Source organism: Paenarthrobacter sp. 10L412 (assembly GCF_056395565.1).
In genome coordinates, this window is record NZ_JBFTJT010000005.1 from 106,111 (window position 1) to 124,251 (window position 18,141).

At 61.0% G+C, this 18,141-nt stretch carries 13 protein-coding genes and 1 tRNA gene; 9 read left to right on the forward strand and 5 right to left on the reverse strand.

Annotated features, from left to right (window positions below):
• Nucleotides 1-3 precede the first annotated feature (3 nt).
• Nucleotides 4-1,005: a zinc-dependent alcohol dehydrogenase gene (locus tag AC1DD7_RS07150; RefSeq protein WP_477514392.1), complete on the reverse strand. Its 1,002-nt coding sequence runs from the start codon at nucleotides 1,003-1,005 to the stop codon at nucleotides 4-6.
• Between the two features lie 160 nt (nucleotides 1,006-1,165).
• Here AC1DD7_RS07150 and AC1DD7_RS07155 point away from each other — a divergent pair.
• A tRNA-Ser gene (locus AC1DD7_RS07155) sits at nucleotides 1,166-1,255 on the forward strand.
• Nucleotides 1,256-1,524: 269 nt separating this feature from the next.
• Here the strand turns inward: AC1DD7_RS07155 and AC1DD7_RS07160 are convergent.
• Complete coding sequence (locus AC1DD7_RS07160; RefSeq protein ID WP_477514393.1) at nucleotides 1,525-3,279, reverse strand: peptidoglycan D,D-transpeptidase FtsI family protein; 1,755 nt, start codon at nucleotides 3,277-3,279, stop codon at nucleotides 1,525-1,527.
• A 338-nt stretch (nucleotides 3,280-3,617) separates the two neighbouring features.
• On the opposite strand from AC1DD7_RS07160, the gene AC1DD7_RS07165 reads away from it, so the two are divergent.
• The gene (locus AC1DD7_RS07165; protein ID WP_431118286.1) at nucleotides 3,618-5,201 is read left to right on the forward strand and encodes an ArnT family glycosyltransferase; all 1,584 of its coding nucleotides are present in this window, start codon (nucleotides 3,618-3,620) and stop codon (nucleotides 5,199-5,201) included.
• A gap of 37 nt (nucleotides 5,202-5,238) precedes the next feature.
• On the opposite strand, the gene AC1DD7_RS07170 is transcribed toward AC1DD7_RS07165, so the two are convergent.
• Nucleotides 5,239-6,513, reverse strand: a complete 1,275-nt coding sequence (locus AC1DD7_RS07170) for an MFS transporter (protein ID WP_477514394.1) — start codon at nucleotides 6,511-6,513, stop codon at nucleotides 5,239-5,241.
• A 675-nt stretch (nucleotides 6,514-7,188) separates the two neighbouring features.
• Nucleotides 7,189-8,040 carry a phosphotransferase gene (locus tag AC1DD7_RS07175; RefSeq protein ID WP_431118283.1) on the reverse strand — a complete coding sequence of 284 codons (852 nt, stop codon included), beginning with the start codon at nucleotides 8,038-8,040 and terminating at the stop codon, nucleotides 7,189-7,191.
• 126 nt (nucleotides 8,041-8,166) lie between these two features.
• Between AC1DD7_RS07175 and AC1DD7_RS07180 the strand changes: the two genes are divergently transcribed.
• Nucleotides 8,167-8,625, forward strand: a complete 459-nt coding sequence (locus AC1DD7_RS07180; protein WP_477514395.1) for a hypothetical protein — start codon at nucleotides 8,167-8,169, stop codon at nucleotides 8,623-8,625.
• A gap of 3 nt (nucleotides 8,626-8,628) precedes the next feature.
• Here the strand turns inward: AC1DD7_RS07180 and AC1DD7_RS07185 are convergent, their stop codons facing one another.
• The gene (locus AC1DD7_RS07185) at nucleotides 8,629-9,294 is read right to left on the reverse strand and encodes a hypothetical protein (RefSeq protein ID WP_477514396.1); all 666 of its coding nucleotides are present in this window, start codon (nucleotides 9,292-9,294) and stop codon (nucleotides 8,629-8,631) included.
• A 139-nt stretch (nucleotides 9,295-9,433) separates the two neighbouring features.
• On the opposite strand from AC1DD7_RS07185, the gene AC1DD7_RS07190 reads away from it, so the two are divergent.
• From AC1DD7_RS07190 to AC1DD7_RS07215, 6 genes are all read left to right on the forward strand, one after another.
• Nucleotides 9,434-10,006 carry an SRPBCC family protein gene (locus tag AC1DD7_RS07190; RefSeq protein ID WP_477514397.1) on the forward strand — a complete coding sequence of 191 codons (573 nt, stop codon included), beginning with the start codon at nucleotides 9,434-9,436 and terminating at the stop codon, nucleotides 10,004-10,006.
• Nucleotides 10,007-10,138: 132 nt separating this feature from the next.
• Nucleotides 10,139-10,756, forward strand: coding sequence for a hypothetical protein (locus AC1DD7_RS07195; protein WP_477514398.1), 618 nt, complete (start codon nucleotides 10,139-10,141; stop codon nucleotides 10,754-10,756).
• A 100-nt stretch (nucleotides 10,757-10,856) separates the two neighbouring features.
• Nucleotides 10,857-11,591 (forward strand): YcnI family copper-binding membrane protein, encoded by a 735-nt coding sequence (locus AC1DD7_RS07200; protein ID WP_477514399.1) that lies wholly within the window; start codon nucleotides 10,857-10,859, stop codon nucleotides 11,589-11,591.
• Nucleotides 11,592-11,706: 115 nt separating this feature from the next.
• Nucleotides 11,707-12,336, forward strand: a complete 630-nt coding sequence (locus AC1DD7_RS07205) for a DUF4232 domain-containing protein (RefSeq protein WP_477514400.1) — start codon at nucleotides 11,707-11,709, stop codon at nucleotides 12,334-12,336.
• A gap of 55 nt (nucleotides 12,337-12,391) precedes the next feature.
• Nucleotides 12,392-17,299, forward strand: a complete 4,908-nt coding sequence (locus tag AC1DD7_RS07210; protein ID WP_477514401.1) for an ATP-dependent helicase — start codon at nucleotides 12,392-12,394, stop codon at nucleotides 17,297-17,299.
• Nucleotides 17,292-18,122 carry a DNA-formamidopyrimidine glycosylase family protein gene (locus AC1DD7_RS07215; RefSeq protein ID WP_477514402.1) on the forward strand — a complete coding sequence of 277 codons (831 nt, stop codon included), beginning with the start codon at nucleotides 17,292-17,294 and terminating at the stop codon, nucleotides 18,120-18,122. Before AC1DD7_RS07210 ends, AC1DD7_RS07215 begins: the two co-directional genes overlap by 8 nt.
• Nucleotides 18,123-18,141: the final 19 nt, after the last annotated feature.

An 18,141-nucleotide genomic window follows, 5' to 3' on the forward strand; every position in this document is an offset into this window, starting at 1 on the left:
GTCTTATTCCTCCGGCTTTGGATAGGCGACCACGTGGCAGAAGCCGCCGGGCTTTTCAAACAACTTAACGAGTGTGGTGGGCAGATTCTGAAACTGGCATTCGCTGCTCAGGAACGTGTCGAACACCGGATCTTTCAGAGTTGCTGCCGCGAGTTGGAGGCGCTGGGCGTTGGTTCTTCTGTGCCTCCTCGGCAACGCCACGGCCCCAACCTGGCTGGAGCGGATGGTGAGCCTGCGAGCATGGAAATCCTCGCCCAGCGGCAGCGTGACTTCCTTGTCAGCGAACCACGAAAGCTCAATTACGTCGGAATCGTCGCCAGCAAGTTGGAGGCTCAGTTTCAGTCCCTCGTTGGAAGCCGAGCAGTGAAAAACGATGTCGCAATCATTCACTGCTTCGTCCGGGAGCGCGAAGTTGATGTTGAGTTTTTCGGCGAGATCTCTCTTGTCCGTGTCTGCATCAACGAGTTGCAGACGGCCCAGCGGATACTTCCGGAGAATGGCCGCCAGGACGCCGCCCACCAGGCCACCACCGACGACGGCGACACGGTCTCCCAGCCTCGGTCCAGCTTCCCAAAGGGCATTGATGGCCACCTCCACGATGCCCGTGAGCACGGCACGGCGGGCAGGCACGTCGTCCGGTATGGCTGTGAGCTGGTTCGTCGGGACAACATAGAAATCCTGGTGCGGGTGCAGGCTGAAGACTGTTTTGCCGATCCAGTTATCCGGGCCTTGTTCTACGACGCCGACGGACAGGTAGCCGTACTTGACCGGGCCGGGGAAGTCGCCTTCCTGATGCGGGGCGTGCATCAAATCAGCCACTCGCTCTGGGACGCGCCCTTCATGGACTACGCGCTCCGTGCCGCGGCTGACGCCTGAGTACAGGGTCCTGACGAGCGCTTCTTTGGGGCCTGGCGTTGGTATGGCCTCCGGGCGCAACTCACCGTGTCCCGACTCAGTGACCCAATAGGCCTGGGCCTCGTGTTCTTGTTCGTGCGAGATAGTCATGATGCTTATGAATCTATCGCTGGGCCGGTGCGGGCGGAAGTTGGTGTGGGTTGTCGGCGTTTCCCGGGTGGTTGGTGGTTGGCTCGCTTGCGGCTCGTTTGCGGCTCGTTTGCGGCTCGTTTTGGGGAACGGGCCCCAACTCCGGTACCCTATTTCAGTTGGTGACGTGTCCGAGCGGCCGAAGGTGCAACACTCGAAATGTTGTTTGGTGTAAAAGCCAACGTGGGTTCAAATCCCACCGTCACCGCCACGTTGAAAGGCCCTGCTTCCCTTTGTTTATGAGGGATGCGGGGCCTTTTGCTTTGGTCGGACTGGGCATGAGGCAAGGAATTGCGGAGCCCAGCAACGTCCCTTTCCTCCCCCAAGGGTTTGCCGGGCGGGGACTTTGGCGAGTTGTTCAAGTTGATGTTGGCAAGCCACCCGAATAGCGTTGGAAATGGAAGCCCGTCGGTCCCCCATCGGCGGGCTTCTTCTATATCCGCAGCCACATCGTTCCTCCGTTGGTTCTGCGGGCTGGGTCTAGTATTTTTGCGCCAGGCTCACGGACGGCGTTGTCGATGGAGGCACGTGGTACTTCGCCAGGACCCGGGCCATGACGTCGTTGAACACGCCAGCTTCACTAATGCCGTAGATATTTCCCTTCGGGCGCTGAACATTGACCATCACAACGTATTGCGGGTCGTCCATGGGCGCCATACCCACAAATGATGCCGTGAAACCATCAAAGCCGGCCCCGCTCTCGGCAACCGCTTCCGCTGTTCCTGTCTTGCCTCCGACGCGGTAGCCAGGAACCTTCACGTCCTTGGCGCCGCCGGCGGTGACAACACTTTCAAGAATGTCCCGCACCTGGTGGGCGGTGTCCTTACTGATGACTTCGGTTCCCGACGCAGGTGTCTCAGCATGCTCGATGCCTGCCTGATCGATGATGGATTCGACGAGCCGGGGTTGTAGCCTCACTCCGTCGTTGGCGATCGCCTGGAACGCCATTGTCGTCTGCAGCGGCGTCTGCGCAACCCCCTGCCCAAAGAGAACAGAGAACTCCTGGCGGGAATCCCACGTATCGGGTTGAGCCAGCAGACCAGGTGATTCGCCAGGCAGTGGTATGCCTGATTTCTCGCCAATACCGAATTTCCGCAGGTAGTCATACCGCTGCTCGCGCGACAGCTTCTCGCCAACCATGACAGTCCCAGTGTTCATGGAATCGCCGATGATGCCAGCGAACGTGCGCTGCTGCGTTTCGTGCACGAAAGAATCCTGGAAGGTCTGGCCATTCACGGTATACGTCGGCGGGACAAGGAGCTGGGACAACGGCTCAATCTTTCCTTCCTGGATGGCGGCCGCTGCGGTGATTGCCTTTTCTGTTGATCCTGGTTCGATCGCCGCCGTGACTGACCTTGCACCCCGGTCGCCAGGTGGCGTCGCCCCGGGAACATTGGGATCGACCGTGCCGGTTTCCGCCATGGCACGGATCTTGCCTGTCTTTGACTCGACCACCACGATGTTGCCGTACTCCGCACGTTGAGCCTGGACCTGTTTCTCAATGGACTGCTGCGCGTAAAACTGCAGGTCACCATCGATTGTCAGCTTCACCGTCGCCCCGTCCACAGCCGGCGTAATTCTGTTCGTGGCTGTTGGAATGATGATTCCGTCCGCACCGATCTGAAAGGTCCGTTCCCCATCGGAGCCTTTCAGCTCCTCGTTCAACGTTTGCTCGATACCGGCGGCCCCTCCTTCATCATTGACGTAGCCAACGATGCTGCCGCCAACAGGGCCCAGAGGAAACGTACGCTGCTGGACCGGACGGGACTTGACTCCGGGAATCCGAAGTTCGGCAATCGTGGCCTCTACTGCCGAGGAGACGGACCGCGCGAGGTATGCAAATTGACTGCCGCCTTTCATGGCCGTCCTGATGTCTTCGTCGGAGCGGCCCAGGGCTTCTGCCAGATCACGAAGGCCGGTGTCCCGGTCAATGTCGGCGATAGTGCCGTCTGCTGCCTGTCGAGGAAAAGAGAGATTGGCGGTATTTTCCCGGGGCGATCCGATGATGTCGTAACGAATAATGCTCTCGGCCAGAACGACACCTGAAGCATCCACGATCTTTCCTCGGGATGCGCCCAATACCGATGACTGCGTTCGCAAAGCGTCACCTGCCTCCGCCAGTCCGGTGGGGTCAAAACCTTGGACAACAATGACCCGCCCGGCAATGACCAACAGGAACACCAACATGACCCCCATGCCGATGCGGAGCCGTTGACGCCCTCTTTTCGCGTTCACTCGGGCGGAAGAAATTGCTGGTACCGATTATTCACTTTAGGACGTCCTTGTATTTGGCCAGCGCGGAAGGGCCACCGCTATCCATTAGGTGTCCGCACTCCCCCAAACATGATGCAGATCGCCGTGATCCGCCCTGTCTGAAGCGGGAAGTATGGACGCTAAACCTAACTTCCATTTCGTGACGCGAAAATCTAAAGAATTAATCAAACCGAGACTAAATGCTTAATTGACCCTTGCCATTCAGCAGTAGCGAGCGAAAGCTCAATTGTTTGAATCGAGAAAAATCAATTACCTTTGAAAATCGTGCATGTAGCGCATCAACAACTCTGAGGAGCGTCATGAACCCGCTGGATCAAGCCGAAGCATCTCCGCCACATTTTCGAGTGCGGAAGCCGGCCAGCATGTCTTCCTCGGCGCTTCGAAATCCTTGGTGGATCGCGTTGTCTGTCGGATTGCTGGCCCTGGCGTTCCGGGTGTTCGGCGTTCAGCGGGCAAACGATGTATTTATCGACGAAGTTACCTACGCGGACCTGGCCAGAGAAATTGCTGATGGGAAAATGCCATCAATTCTCGGCAACCCCTTTTTCCTTCATCCCCCGGCCTCGTACGCTCTGAACGCGCTCGTAATACGCGTGCTCGGTCTTGAGGGCCACCCCATGGACCTGGCTTTGCAATTGCGCTGGGTCAACACGGTCCTCGGAGCATTGACGGTGGTTGTCTGCTTTCTGTTGGTGCGCCGTCTGGTCGGAGTAGGACCAGCTGCGGTGGCTGCCGTCATACAGGCCAGTGATCCCTTTGTCCTCCGCATGGACGGGCGCTTGATGATGGAGACTCCAGCTGGCCTGGCTGTACTGTCGGGATGGCTACTCGTCCTTCACCTGATAGACCGCAAGTGGGACCGCACACGCTTGTGGCTTGAACTCAGCGCCGGGTTGGTCTTCGGGCTGGCAATCGTCACCAAAGACATGACTGCTGTGTTCACTGTCGTCCCGCTCGTGGCCGCGACGTTCTGGCGTAAAACCGTTCCACTGCTTACAGCTCTGCGAATCCTCGTCGTTTCCGCCGTGCCCTATTTGATCTATCTAGGCGTGATCGCAGCAAACGGCCTGCTTCCGCAGTTCATCGAACAAAAGTCGGTGGGCGTTCTAAGAATGATGGGAGCCGTTCAAATGACCGGCTTCAATTCAGTTCCGGGTGTGAACCTGACAGAACGGCTTATAGACATGGCTGGTCGGTTCGGCACCAGTTATCTGCTCCTGGGGCTATCGATTCTCGCCGGTACCGTGGCCGCCACCTCACAGGTGACGAATCGGCGCGTCATTGGCTTGTTTTCGCTTTTCACAGGTTTCGTGGGCATCTATTCAGTGTTCTTTGGGGCGGCAGAAGAACAATTTGGATACTGCGTTGTTCTTGCAGCCCTGGTTTCAACGCCGGTGGCTCTGGCGATGTTGGTTTCGTGGCGACCCCGACTTCGCAGGATCACAACTGCCGCCGTGGCAGTCGTGGCAGTTCTCAGTCTCGGTTTGGGCATACAGGCAAGGTCAGTCGTGGACGACGGGCTTGTCCGCGCACGAGATTGGATGAACGCCGAACTGCCCGGATCTTCCAAGGTGGGGTTGACGTCGGTAACCGGTGAATTCGCACTAATGCCACACGAAGGTTGGGAGGTTTTGCCCTCGTTGCAGTCGTTAAGGAACGCTGGCGCCGAGTACGTTCTGACTCAGGGAAGGCCGCTGAGCGAGGGCTACGGCTTCGCGGCTCCTGAACTCCTGGACTGGCTGGAGGGCAATGCTCAGCCGGTTTTCATTTTTACCGGACCCACTTCAGGTGAGACGGTCGTTTGGAAGCTGGACCGAACTAAGCTGGACGCCGCAGTCGACGGAGGGACGATTCTCCCACCCATAAATGGCGGCTACCGGTAGAGGAAGGATTTTTGCAACGCAGCATTGCAGGATGCGCCTACCCAGGCGAAGTGAGGGACGATTTCTCCGGCTGCGTTGGCCTCGGAGTAGTGGCGGCTCTTGCTGCAGAGATACGCCCCACAACCAAGACCAACCCAAGCGCAATCATCACAGGCACGCACACTGAAAGAACGATGAAGCTGGTATCTACGCCGAATCCAATAAGGATCCCGCCGAAGATCGGTCCAACCACGGATCCGAGTCGCCCCAGCGAAGCTGCCCACCCGACGCCGGCGGTCACTGTTGCTTGCGGATACAGTGTGACTGCCAGCGCGGTAGCGCCGATCATCCCAGCCTGGAGTCCCAGGCCGACTCCACCAAAGACGAGCAGCAGCAGAGTTTTGTCGGGGCCGAGAAACGCAGAAGTAACAAGAAACAAAATGGCTACTGACGTGGTTCCAGCCAGCACGGACGTCATCCGGAATCGACGTGATCCGAGGATTAGCACGCCAGCACCCACGATGCTTCCGATGCCTAGAGCCGCTGACCCCAGTGGTGCTAGACCGGCACTGAAGCCGTAGCTGGTGAGCAGGGTCGGCAACCACGACGAGAACACGTAGAACACGGCGAATATGAGAAAGGAAAAGGCCCATAGGAGAAGAGTTCTGCTTCGAACGGAGGCATCGAACAGGCGCGCAACCGAGGCATGGTGCTTAGCTTCGAGCGCTTTGTCGAGCGTGTCTGGCGTCTGGCTACCTGACAGCCCGAACCACAAGAATGGCAGAAGAATACCGGAGGCGATAGCACCCAAAATGAACACCCATTCCCACCCAAAAGCCCCCACGATAGCGCTGCCGGTAAGCCCTGCAATGAGTGCCCCGAAAGAGATGCCTGTCATTACGACCACAGCGATGGATTGCCGCAAACGTGCAGGATTGACTGCGGTTGCATGGGATACGGCGGCAGGAAGAACGGCACCCAGCCCTAGGCCCGTTATGAACCGCAGAATCGTGAGTTCCACAATCGAAGTCGACCACGCTGTCATCAGTGAACCAAGAGTGAAGACCACAACGGCAGAGAAGATGACGTTCCTTGTGCCCAGCTTTGCCACGAGGCGTCCAACAGCGAGATATCCCAGGGCCACTCCGGCGCTGGTCAGCGAGAGGGCAGGAGTGAAGAACGAGGGTTGAACCTCCCAGTCTTTCGCAATTGTCGGTATGGATACGCCCAGCGCGACCGTGTCGTAACCATCGAGCACTACAGCCGCACAAGTGAGGAAGAGTACCCACCAATTTGGTCTCGTCTCTTCCTGCTTCTTGAGTTCGGTCTTCATGTCCATCGGGACATCCTTAAGGTTGTGAGGGCTTCGAATCCAGTGTCGAAGCGGGGCATCCGCCGGTCACCGGCGGTTCAACAGGCCAGTGCCATGGACGAACCTCCCGGATTGCAGGCTCGGCCAGGCAGCTACTTCGTACACCAACGACAAGCGCACTTCGCCCATAACCCTGCCCCACAAGTGTGGGACTGGCGAGGTGCCGGATGTGGTGAAGATCATGGCACTGCGTCATTTCTATCCCCTTAGTGGTTAAAGGTCAAGAACTAATTGACTTAATCCAAAGTATCTTAGCGCTTTATTCTTTGGTGTGATGTAGTTCTCATTCGGCGGTCTCACGACAGCAGGACAGGGCCTGAAAAGACTCGCGGTAGGCCCGAATGGCCAAACAAATTTGGTAGATCGTAGGAATGACAATGCAGAGCAGCGCGGGCATCGTGAAATCCCATGCCGTTACTGGTCTGGACCCGCGGTTCCGGGCTGCTTATCGAGTCCGTCGATCGCGCCACGTCCAAGGTCTTCGCAACCTTCCACGGCGCTAGCGTCGACGATGTCGATCTAGCAGTTGCGGCCGGCCTGGCGGCCATTGAAAAGTCCGGGTGGGCCCGTAAGTTGCCTCACGGCCGGAAGCCGAATCGATGATGCGCCGTTCTCCCAGCCAGCGACTGAGCTCATCTAGAAGTTGGCCAGCGCATCACGAAGCATTCGGTGGCCCTGTTCCTCAAACCGTTGGTCGCCGGCCTGGTACGCCCACGCAGCGGTGGCGACAGCTTCGCGCAGCAGCGCAACATTCCAAACCTCGCCGTCTCTGGGATCTGAACCGTACCCCTCAAAAAAGGCAGTCTCCAAATGAGGATGGGAGCGCCATTGCTGCACAGCCAGGCGACAGAAGTCAGTGGCGGCTGGCCTGAAGTCGTAGCGGCCAAAGTCGATGATCCTCAGCTCGGTGCGGTCCATTAGCCAGTTGCGTGGTTGCCAGTCACCGTGGGTCGGGACGAGCACCACAGGCTTCGGCTGATATGCGCCGAGTATCGCCTGGACTTTCTCAACGTTAGAGCTTTCGATGCGATGGGGCGTGCTCAGCCAAGACAACGTTTTGGAAGCGGCTGCCGCCTCATAGTCTGGGTCAGTCTGCTCGGCTTGCTCGTGAAACGCACGCATTAGACGCCCGGCTTGCTGATACGTTTCCGTGTCATATTCAGCTTCGGTGCCCTCCACTAGGGAGCCTTCGAGATGCTCGGTCATCAAGATATTCATGGAACGGTCCGATTGAACGAGCTTAGGAGCACGGTTCTGCCGAGCCCACACATTCACTGAGGACTCGTGAGCTTGTATCTCACGTCCTATGTGGTGATTCAACGGCCCCGCGGCTTTGACTATGTATTTGCAGTGCTCGTCCGCTACCTCAAGGACCGCCGTATCAATGAGATTCCAGGAGAGGTCCTTGAGGAGGCGAACACCTGGCAGCCAGCTTTCTACAAGTCCGGCCTGGCTCGCACTCAGCCGGTTACCGTGCCAGGATTCCATTCCAGAAGACTAACGTCTCGGTCCGCACGTTCACCTGCGTGTTATCCCAGTCCCGCTAGGCTGGTGGCACATCGGGCCGCCACAGGGGGATTCATGCGTCGTCGTATCGCGTTAACGACTATTGCCGTGTTTTGGCTGGGAATGCTCACGGCTTGCGTCGTCCCCAGCAGCCTCCAACTGAATCCATCGGAAACCACTGTCGAGTACAGATTCCGCGACAGTTCCGTCCCGCCCGAATACCATCGCAGCTACGTCATCAAGGCCTCTGTCAAGGAAGCCAGCATCACGGTCGATTCCTACGGCGACGTGCTTCGTCAGGAAACTGCTGCCATGCCCGCAGAGACGTGGACAGACGTGATCGAACTTGCCCGCAGCCTGCCTGAGCGGACTAAGGACATCACCGCCCCAAAGCCTGGTTGCGCGGGCGGCACTGCATCGAAGGTTATCGTCCGGGAAGGCGAGCAGGAGCGATACTCTCAGCGAATTGAAGATTGCGGCGGTGGCCCGGTCACACCGCTCACGGACACAGCCGCCCCACTCGAAGCACTTTTCGACATGAAGGATCTGCTGAAAACCGGCGGATGAGGTTTAGGTTTGCCAGGACATCGTGAACCAGATGATCGCGATGACGTAGCCGACCAGTGCCAGCAAAGCGAAGCGTTTCGGCGTGCCCACTGGGTTCTTTTTCGTGAAGCCGAAGAACGAGTTGATGTTGAACAAATGAAGCAGCAATCCTCCGCCAAGCAGCCCTACGAACATCGAGGGAGGAGCCACCAAGAGAACAGTTAGGGCGAAGAACGCATACTCCAGGACGAACGCCAGTCGGGGGCGGGCCCACAGACCAAAGCCAACGCGGCGATCATTCCGTCCCCAGCCAAGAACTGGAAGGTCCCGGAGGTGGACCACCGCATCCAGAAGCCAGTGAGACAGGACTCCGACCCAAAAGAGGACACCCACTAGGACACTCTGGTAGAGCAGCCCGGCCAGCAGTGCGGGCACAATGCTGAGCGCACCACCGAGGACCAGCGAATGCGAGTAAGGGTAGGAAGTGAATTTGACGCGGGATTGCAGTGGATTGTTACGGTCCACTTTCACCGACTCTTTGCCAGCGAAAACCAATGCAGGCCAAACAATGTCTGGCCACGCGACTGCCACGGCGATGGGTAAGGCGGGCGTTTCAGGCGCCACTGCGAGAATGACCGCAGCTGCGGCGAAATGACCTATGTACACAATCGTCAAGCCTAGTGTCGGCAAGAACGGCATTCTCAATCTGCCACCGCGAGTCGTCCTTGTGCTCACCACAAGCGGTGCTCACCACAAGCGAGAACGGGCCACTCCCGAAAGCTAAGGCGCCGGGACCAACGTCTCGGTACGATTAGCAGCGGAGGCATCAATGGCCAGGTCAACGCAACGAACCAGCAAAAGCACCGACTACGAGTTCCTTACGGTCTGGAGAGTGGCCGGAACGCGCGAGGAAGTGGTGGATGTCCTCGGTAACGCGGCCACCCTCAAGCAGTGGTGGCCCTCGGTGTACCTCAAGGTGACACCAGTGGCGCAAGGCAACGCGGACGGCGTGGGCGCCTCGTTCGATCTCCACACCAAAGGCTGGCTCCCCTACACCTTGCGTTGGCGGCTCACCGTCACCGAACCCGTAACCCTGCATGGATTTGCGCTCAAGGCCGAGGGAGACCTCAACGGCACTGGCCGCTGGACTTTCGAAACCGACGGCCCGGAAGTCGTCATCACCTACGACTGGCGGGTCAGCACAGCGAAGCCACTCCTGCGAAAGCTGAGCTGGCTCCTGAAGCCCGCGTTCTCCGCCAACCACCACTGGGCTATGGCGCGTGGCGAGGAAAGCCTGAAACTTGAGCTCCGCCGTCGTCGGCCCGGTGCGGACCTCAGCCGCATACCGGAGCCACCAGGACCAACCTTTGTCCGCACGAGCAGTCGACTCTCAGCGCTTTAAGCAGCCAACATCCCACCTGCGCGCAAAGTATCCACATAGGACCCATCCGAGGCCAGTCCGGCTCCGAACTCCCGATAGAATCAAGACGCTGACAACTGACAGCATCCGGCCAGACGATCGAGGGAGGACTCCGTGCGCTCATTGCAGCCCCGGGCACCCTTCCATGCGTTGCGGTCCGGCGCGATCTCGCTCGTTATCGTGCTGCTAGCATCCGGGGCTCACGTGATCGGCGGCGGGGAACTTCCCGCTGTCCCGGTCCTGTTGGCACTTGTCGCATTGACAGGATTGGCCGCAACGCTGGCCACGCGCTTCAAGCTCAACTTCACCGCCATGACGGCCTTGCTTGGAACCAGCCAGCTCGCGCTCCACGAAGCCTTCACGGCTTTGAGCCCAGTAACGGCAACGGCTCCAGGGAACTCGCACCACGCTGCCGAGTCTCTGAATCCCTTGCTCTACACAGCGACGCCCCACCTGCATGAGTTGGGCACAACTCTGGGCACTGCGATGTTCGCTGGCCACATCCTGGCGACGATCTGCTCTGCCGTGATCCTGGCCAAGGGCGAGGACGCCCTGTGGCAGTTGGCGGCCTGGCTGCGCCCTTTGGTTGCGGTGCCCACCCTTCTGTTCAGGCCCGACGCCGGCGCCTCCCCTATCGTTGTTGGCGCGCCTGACGTTTTCCTGCCCCGCCCTTGGCGGAACCTGAGGCAAGACAGCCGCCGCGGCCCGCCCGCCGTCGTCGTTCTTCCCTGATTCCGCCCGGCACCAGCGCAACGCACTCAGCAGACGCCTTTGGTGACGGGCCACAAACCCGTACCCTGCGCCGACTCCGGCGCCCCCGAAAGGCAATCCCATGAAGAAGTCCACCCTCCGCCGTACCCTGTCCGCGACTGCCGCCGCAGGCGGAACCGCTGTCCTGATGATGGCCGGCCTCGCCGGAGCATCCGCACACGTATCGGCCGATCCGAACAAGACCGCCGCGAACTCGTACGCACTGTTGACGTTCGGTATCCCCCACGGCTGCGACACGTTCGGCACAACAAAAGTCGCTATCTCGTTGCCCGAGGAACTGACCGATGCCCAGCCCACGGTCAACCCAAACTGGACGGTCGAGAAGGTGACGGAGACCTTGGCCGAGCCGAAGAAGCTGGCCGATGGCACCACCATCACCAAGCGGACGAGCCAGATCGTCTACACAGCCAAGGCCCCGCTGGACCCGCATCTTCGTGATGCTTTGGTTCTCTCGGTCAAGCTGCCCGACGCCGCCGGCAAGACGCTCTATTTCCCGACGCTGCAGACCTGCGAGCAGGGCCAGACTGACTGGTCGGAGATCCCGAAGGAGGGACAGGACGAGCACGAACTCAAAGCCCCGGCACCGTCCGTCACCATCACGCCTGCCGAAGCCGAAGGTGACCACCACGCAGCGGGCACGGTGTCCACGGAGCAGGCGTCGTCGGTAACCGACGACGGATCACAGGCCCGCAGCTGGGCGGGCCTTATCGCCGGTATCGCTGGTTTGGCCTTGGGCGGCGCCGCATTCTTCCGCGGCTCAGCAAAGACAGCAGCAGCCAAGGTCGACGCCAAGTAACTTCGGTGAACCTGTAGCGGATTGGCGTCCGGAAAGATTACGATCCGGACGCCAATCCCCTTTCCTTGCCGTGGCTCAATTGACTCCCGTCACACCCGGCGCAAGGCTGGTGCCCATGTGGACTCAGCGCATCAAAACCGGACTTGTGACGTCGACGGCCGCAGCTTCGCTGCTGCTCCTTGCTGCTTGCGGGCCAAGCCCAAGCCCCGCGGGAAGCAGCAGTGCCCCGCCCACCTCATCTTCCGCATCTCCGACGTCGGCCTCCCCCAGCGAGAGCAACTCGCCTTCGCCGTCCGGAACGGTCACCTCCGCAGCACCTGCCGCCGAAGGTCAATGCAAGGCCGATTCGCTGACTGCCGCCACCGATTCCACTGGCGGCGGCGCTGCCGGAAGCATCTACGAAAAATTGATCCTGACGAACTCCGGAACGACGCCTTGCACGTTGGAAGGTTTCGCCGGCGTTTCCCTGACGGCCGACGCCAACGGTGCCCCGATCGGCGAGCCCGCTACCCGTGAAACCACCACCCCCGTCACCAAGATCGAGCTTGCCCCGGGCAAATCGGCGTGGGCTGAACTGCGCTACACCCAGGCCGGAAACTACGGCGATTGCACCAAGGTTCCGGCGGCGGGTTACCGCATCTACCCGCCTAATGACACAGCGTCACTGTTCGTCGCTGAGCAACACGATGCCTGCAGCAACACCGGCATCAAACTCCTGACCATCACTGCCTTCCAGGCTGTCTAACCATCAGCCCACGGCTCGGGCTTATTCTGTCTGAGCCGTGGGGCATGATGGAGGAATGCAGGAGCAGCAGGCGTCCATCGGCGCCATAGGCCGTTTCAGCCAGGCAACCAGGGAATGGTTCCTCGGCGCTTTTTCCGCGCCCACTCCCGCCCAGGATGGTGCGTGGAACGCTATCTCTTCGGGCTCCCATGCCCTGGTGGTGGCCCCCACTGGTTCCGGCAAGACCCTCGCCGCCTTCCTTTGGGCCTTGGACAGGTTGCATTCCACTCCGTCGGACACGTTGCCCGGATTGGAGTCCGTCCCCGACGCGAAGGGCCGCGCGAAACGTCCCAAGTCCAAGACCCGAGTCCTTTATATATCGCCGCTCAAAGCACTGGGCGTGGACGTGGAGCGGAACCTTCGCTCACCGCTTATCGGAATAACGCAAACCGCCAAGCGATTGGGGCTCCCGGCACCTCTGGTTACTGCCGGCGTCCGTTCCGGAGACACGACGGCGGCAGATCGCCGCTCGCTGTTATCGAACCCGCCGGACATCCTGATCACCACGCCGGAGTCCCTGTTCTTGATGCTGACGTCCCGCGCCCGGGAAACGCTGAGCGAAGTCGACACCATCATCATCGACGAAGTTCACGCTGTTGCTGGGACCAAGCGGGGCGCCCATCTTGCGGTGTCCCTGGAAAGGCTGGATGCTCTTCTACCGAAGCCGGCCCAGCGGATCGGCCTCTCTGCTACGGTGCAGCCGCGTGAGCTTGTGGCCCAGTTCCTGGCGGGCCAAGCCCCTGTGGAAATTGTGGCTCCGCCGTCCAAGAAGAACTGGAATCTCACAGTCACTGTGCCTGTGGAGGACATGTCGGACCTCCAAGGGGCTGCGGGCGCCTTTGACTCCGGCCCTGCTTCCGGGCTTCAACCCCAAGCATCCATCTGGCCCCATGTTGAGGAACAGATTGTCGATCTTGTCCTTTCCAAGCAGTCCACAATCGTCTTCGCCAACTCACGCCGCTTGGCCGAACGGCTGACAGCCCGATTGAACGAGATCCATGCCGAACGGCAAATGCTGGCCGCGGCCGGAGGAGAGTGGGGCGCTCCGGACAATGCAGAGGATTCGGGAAGCTGGGGCACCGGGGCGGCCACCAAGCCAGCGGGCGCTCCCGTGTCCACGGCGACGCCGGCCCATATGATGGCCCAGGCCGGCAGCACGAGCGGAGCAGATCCTGTCTTGGCGCGCGCCCACCACGGTTCGGTCTCCAAGGACCAGCGGGCCATGATCGAGGATGACCTGAAGTCAGGCAGGCTGCGCTGCGTCGTTGCCACCTCGTCACTGGAACTTGGCATCGATATGGGAGCTGTGGACCTGGTCATCCAGGTAGAGTCGCCGCCCTCGGTAGCCAGCGGCCTGCAGCGCGTAGGGCGTGCCGGCCACCAAGTGGGCGAGATCTCCGAGGGCGTGTTGTTCCCCAAGCACCGGGCTGACCTCCTGCACACCACCGTCACAGTGGAACGGATGCTAAGCGGCCAAATCGAGCGCCTCAGCATCCCCACAAATCCTTTGGACATCCTTGCCCAGCAAACCGTGGCCGCCACGGCCCTCGGCAGCATCGACGTCGAGGAATGGTTCAGCACTGTCCGTCGGTCGGCGCCGTTTGCCAGCCTGCCCCGGTCCGCATTTGAGGCCACGCTGGATCTTCTTGCTGGCAGGTATCCGTCCGACGAATTTGCAGAACTTCGGCCACGTATTATCTGGGACCGCCATGCAGGCACCATCGAGGGCAGGCCAGGGGCACAGCGACTTGCTGTCACGTCGGGTGGCACCATTCCGGACAGAGGCCTCTTCGGCGTGTACATCATCGGCACGGAAGTTGAGGGATCCGCATCCTCTGCCAACGCCGATGGTGAAGGTCCCAGCGCCTCCGCCCGTGCCGCGAAAGGTGGACGCCGCGTTGGTGAACTCGACGAAGAAATGGTTTACGAATCGCGGGTAGGCGATATCTTTGCCCTCGGAGCCACCAGTTGGAAAATCGAAGACATCACCCACGACCGCGTTTTGGTCTCCCCCGCTTTCGGCCAGCCGGGAAAGCTCCCCTTCTGGAAGGGCGATTCGCTCGGCCGTCCGGTGGATCTCGGCCGCGCTCTGGGAGCCTTCATCCGCGAACTCTCCGCGGCCGACCCCGCGCCAGCCATGGAGCGCTGCCAAGCGAGTGGGCTCGATGCCTTTGCCGCCGGCAACCTGCTTCAGTATCTGGAAGAACAGAAGCAAGCCACAAACATCGTTCCCAGCGATCGAACATTGGTTGTGGAACGTTTCCACGACGAGCTCGGGGACTGGCGTGTTGTTCTCCACAGCCCCTTCGGCATGCCTGTTCACGCGCCGTGGGCTTTGGCCGTTGGACAACGCCTTCAGCAGCGCTACGGCTTGGATGGTTCAGCCATGGCCGCCGATGACGGCATCGTTCTTCGTGTCCCCATGATGGAGGACGAGCCACCCGGTGCTGAGTTGTTCCTGTTCGATCCCGAAGAACTCGAACAGATCGTCACCGCCGAGGTTGGGGGCAGCGCGTTGTTCGCTTCCCGGTTCCGTGAGTGCGCGGCCCGCGCCCTGCTGCTGCCCCGCCAAAACCCCGCCAAGCGCCAACCCCTGTGGCAGCAACGCCAACGTTCTGCCCAATTACTGGATGTCGCCCGGAAGTACCCGTCCTTCCCTATCGTGCTGGAAACCGTCCGGGAATGCTTGCAGGATGTTTACGATCTGCCCGCCCTCAAGGACATCGCCGCATCAGTCGAGCGCCGCGAACTGCGCATTGTGGAGACCACCACCCAGCAGCCGTCACCTTTCGCGAAGTCCCTGCTGTTTGGCTATGTAGCTCAGTTCCTCTACGAAGGCGATTCCCCGTTGGCGGAGCGTCGGGCAGCAGCCCTCGCCTTGGATTCCACGCTGCTCAATGAGCTTCTGGGCAGGGTGGAACTGCGCGAGCTTCTTGACGCCGCAGTCATCGATGCCACGGAACGCGAGCTGCAGCGTCTGGTGCCGGATCGTCGCGTGCGCGGAATGGAAGGTGTCGCTGACCTCCTCCGGCTCCTTGGTCCACTCAGCGTCGAGGAAGTGACGGAGCGTCTTGAAGAAGGGCCGGACGCGGGCTTACACCTTGCCGCACTCCAGAAAGCCAACCGGGCGCTGAAGGTAACGATCGGCGGCGTCGAGCGTTTCGCGGCAGTGGAAGATGCGGCCCGGCTACGCGACGCCATTGGTGTTCCCCTGCCCATGGGCGTGCCGCTCGCCTTCATTGAGCCTGTGCACGATCCCCTGGGCGACCTCGTCTCACGGTATGCGCGCACCCACGGACCGTTCACAGCGGCCGAGTCCGCATCCAGGCTGGGACTTGGCGTCGCCGTCGTCAATACTGCGCTGAAGCGACTCGCTGCCGATGGCCGTGTTGTGGAGGGCGAGTTCCGGCCACATGCAGTGGCAACGGAGAGCAGCACCGTGGAAGCGGCAAATCCAGAGCTCATGTCCGCAGATGCACCGCCGTCCAGCGAATGGTGTGATGCCGAGGTCCTGCGGAAGCTCCGGCGTCGTTCCCTGGCTGCCTTGCGCGCAGAGGTTGAGCCCGTTGACACTGCCGCCTATGGGCGGTTCCTGCCGGCCTGGCAGAACGTGACGGCACCGGGGAAATCCCGGAGCCAGGCATTGCGCGGGCTCGACGGCATCATCACGGCAGTTGATCAACTCTCAGGCGTTCCCATCCCCGCTTCCGCATGGGAGCCATTGGTGCTCTCGAGCCGCGTGGCGGACTACAAACCAGCCATGTTGGACGAACTCATGGCGGCCGGTGAGCTGCTGTGGTCCGGCGCTGGGGCCTTGCCCGGAAACGACGGCTGGATCAGCCTCCACGTGGCTGACTCCGCCGAGCTGACGCTCAATCCGGCACCAGACTTCGAACCCGGCGACGCCCAACAGAGGCTCTTGGACTACTTGGGTGCAGGCGGCGGTTACTTCTTCCGCCAACTCACTGAAGTGGCAGGCGGAATGGACTCTGTGTTGAGCGATGACGCCGTGGTCTCGGCACTCTGGGATCTGGTGTGGGCCGGCCGCGTCACGGGCGACACCTTTGCTCCCGTGCGCGCCATGATCGCCGGCGGGCGCACAGCACACCGGCAGGTCGCCAAGGCACCTCGCGCCCGTGCGCCGAGAATGAGCAGGTTGGGCCGCTCCCACGGTACGGGCCTTCTGGGATCCCCCGGGCTAACGGGTGGGCGCTATGGTTCGGTCTCCGGCACCGCTCCCGCCCCGCCGTCGGCCGTAGGACGCTGGTCCGCGCTGCCTTCGCCCGAACTGGACCCGACCATCCATGCACGCGGCACCGCCGAGCTTCTGCTGGATCGGTATGGCGTGGTCACCCGGGGGTCCGTCATGGCAGAAAACATCATCGGCGGTTTCGGGCTCATGTACAAAGTCCTGGCCCGACTCGAAGAAGCAGGGCGTTGCCGCCGTGGCTACTTCATCGAGCACCTGGGAGCGGCCCAATTCGCCGTCCCCGCAACGGTGGACAGGCTCCGTTCCTTCACTGAAGATGCGCGCATCACCAAGGCAGAACCCGCGGCTTTGGCACTCGCAGCCACGGACCCTGCCAACCCTTACGGCGCAGCGTTGCCTTGGCCTGCGCTGTCCGCCGACGCCGGTTCCGGACACCGCCCCGGACGGAAGGCCGGCGCTCTGGTGGTGATGGTCGACGGCGCGTTGGTCCTTTACGTTGAGCGCGGCGGTAAGACTCTGCTCACCTTCAGCCATGACGACGCCGTCCTGACGGTCGCTGCCGAAGCTTTGGTGGACGTGGTGCGACGCGGAGCGGTGGACAAGCTTTTCATGGAAAAGGTCAACGGTCACGACCTCCTGGATACGCCGATTGCTGCCGCGCTTGCGGCTGCCGGAGCCTACTCAACCCCGAAGGGGCTGCGGATCCGTGCCTGAGGGAGATTCCATTTGGCGGGCAGCCTCGCGCCTCAACGCGGCCTTGGCCGGGCAGGTCATTACAGCTTCAGACTTCCGTGTGCCGCGTTTCGCCACGCTGAACCTTGCAGGTTGGACCATGAGGGAAGTGGTTCCCCGGGGCAAACACCTGCTCATGCGCTTGGTGGGGCCTGAGGACGAGGAACCTGGCGCGAGCAGGAAACCCCGTGAGCTGACCATCCACTCCCATCTCAAGATGGAAGGCAGTTGGATGATCTACCCGCCCGGAGGTCGCTGGACCAAACCGGGGCATACTGCACGTTGCGTGTTGCGGACGGCTTCCGTTGACGCGGTCGGGTTCTCGCTGGGCATTCTCGAGGTAGTGCCAACCAGCGAGGAAGATCGGATCGTCGGGCATCTGGGGCCTGATCTGCTCGGCCCTGACTGGGATGAAGAAGAAGCCCTCCGCCGGCTCCAAGCCGAACCTGACGTCCCCGTCGGCTATGCCCTGCTCGACCAGCGGAAGCTGGCCGGGATCGGCAACATCTACCGCTGCGAAGCGTGCTTCCTTTCCGGAATCCACCCCGCGTTGCCTGTGGGCTCAGTGCCGGATCTTGCCAGGACCGTCAACCATGCCAAGAGACTCCTGGGCGAGAATCTGGGTCCAGGCCTGCGGACCACTTTGGGTCCCCGGGCGATGAGGCCCGGCTACTGGGTTTACGGCAGGGCCCGCCAGCCATGCAGGCGCTGCGGCACGCCTATTCGTCGCGACGTCCTCGCAGCGCCGGATGGAACCGAGGAGCGGGACATCTACTTCTGTCCCAGATGCCAACCACTTCCATAGGACCCGAAACCCTTCACGT

Excerpts from the sequence above, each read along its gene's own strand:
- AC1DD7_RS07150 (WP_477514392.1), bottom strand. The coding sequence starts at position 1,005 with ATGACTATCTCGCACGAACAAGAACACGAGGCCCAGGCCTATTGGGTC.
- AC1DD7_RS07165 (WP_431118286.1), top strand. The coding sequence starts at position 3,618 with ATGAACCCGCTGGATCAAGCCGAAGCATCTCCGCCACATTTTCGAGTG.
- AC1DD7_RS07170 (WP_477514394.1), bottom strand. The coding sequence starts at position 6,513 with ATGAAGACCGAACTCAAGAAGCAGGAAGAGACGAGACCAAATTGGTGG.
- AC1DD7_RS07175 (WP_431118283.1), bottom strand. The coding sequence starts at position 8,040 with ATGGAATCCTGGCACGGTAACCGGCTGAGTGCGAGCCAGGCCGGACTT.
- AC1DD7_RS07190 (WP_477514397.1), top strand. The coding sequence starts at position 9,434 with ATGGCCAGGTCAACGCAACGAACCAGCAAAAGCACCGACTACGAGTTC.
- AC1DD7_RS07200 (WP_477514399.1), top strand. The coding sequence starts at position 10,857 with ATGAAGAAGTCCACCCTCCGCCGTACCCTGTCCGCGACTGCCGCCGCA.
- AC1DD7_RS07205 (WP_477514400.1), top strand. The coding sequence starts at position 11,707 with ATGTGGACTCAGCGCATCAAAACCGGACTTGTGACGTCGACGGCCGCA.
- AC1DD7_RS07210 (WP_477514401.1), top strand. The coding sequence starts at position 12,392 with ATGCAGGAGCAGCAGGCGTCCATCGGCGCCATAGGCCGTTTCAGCCAG.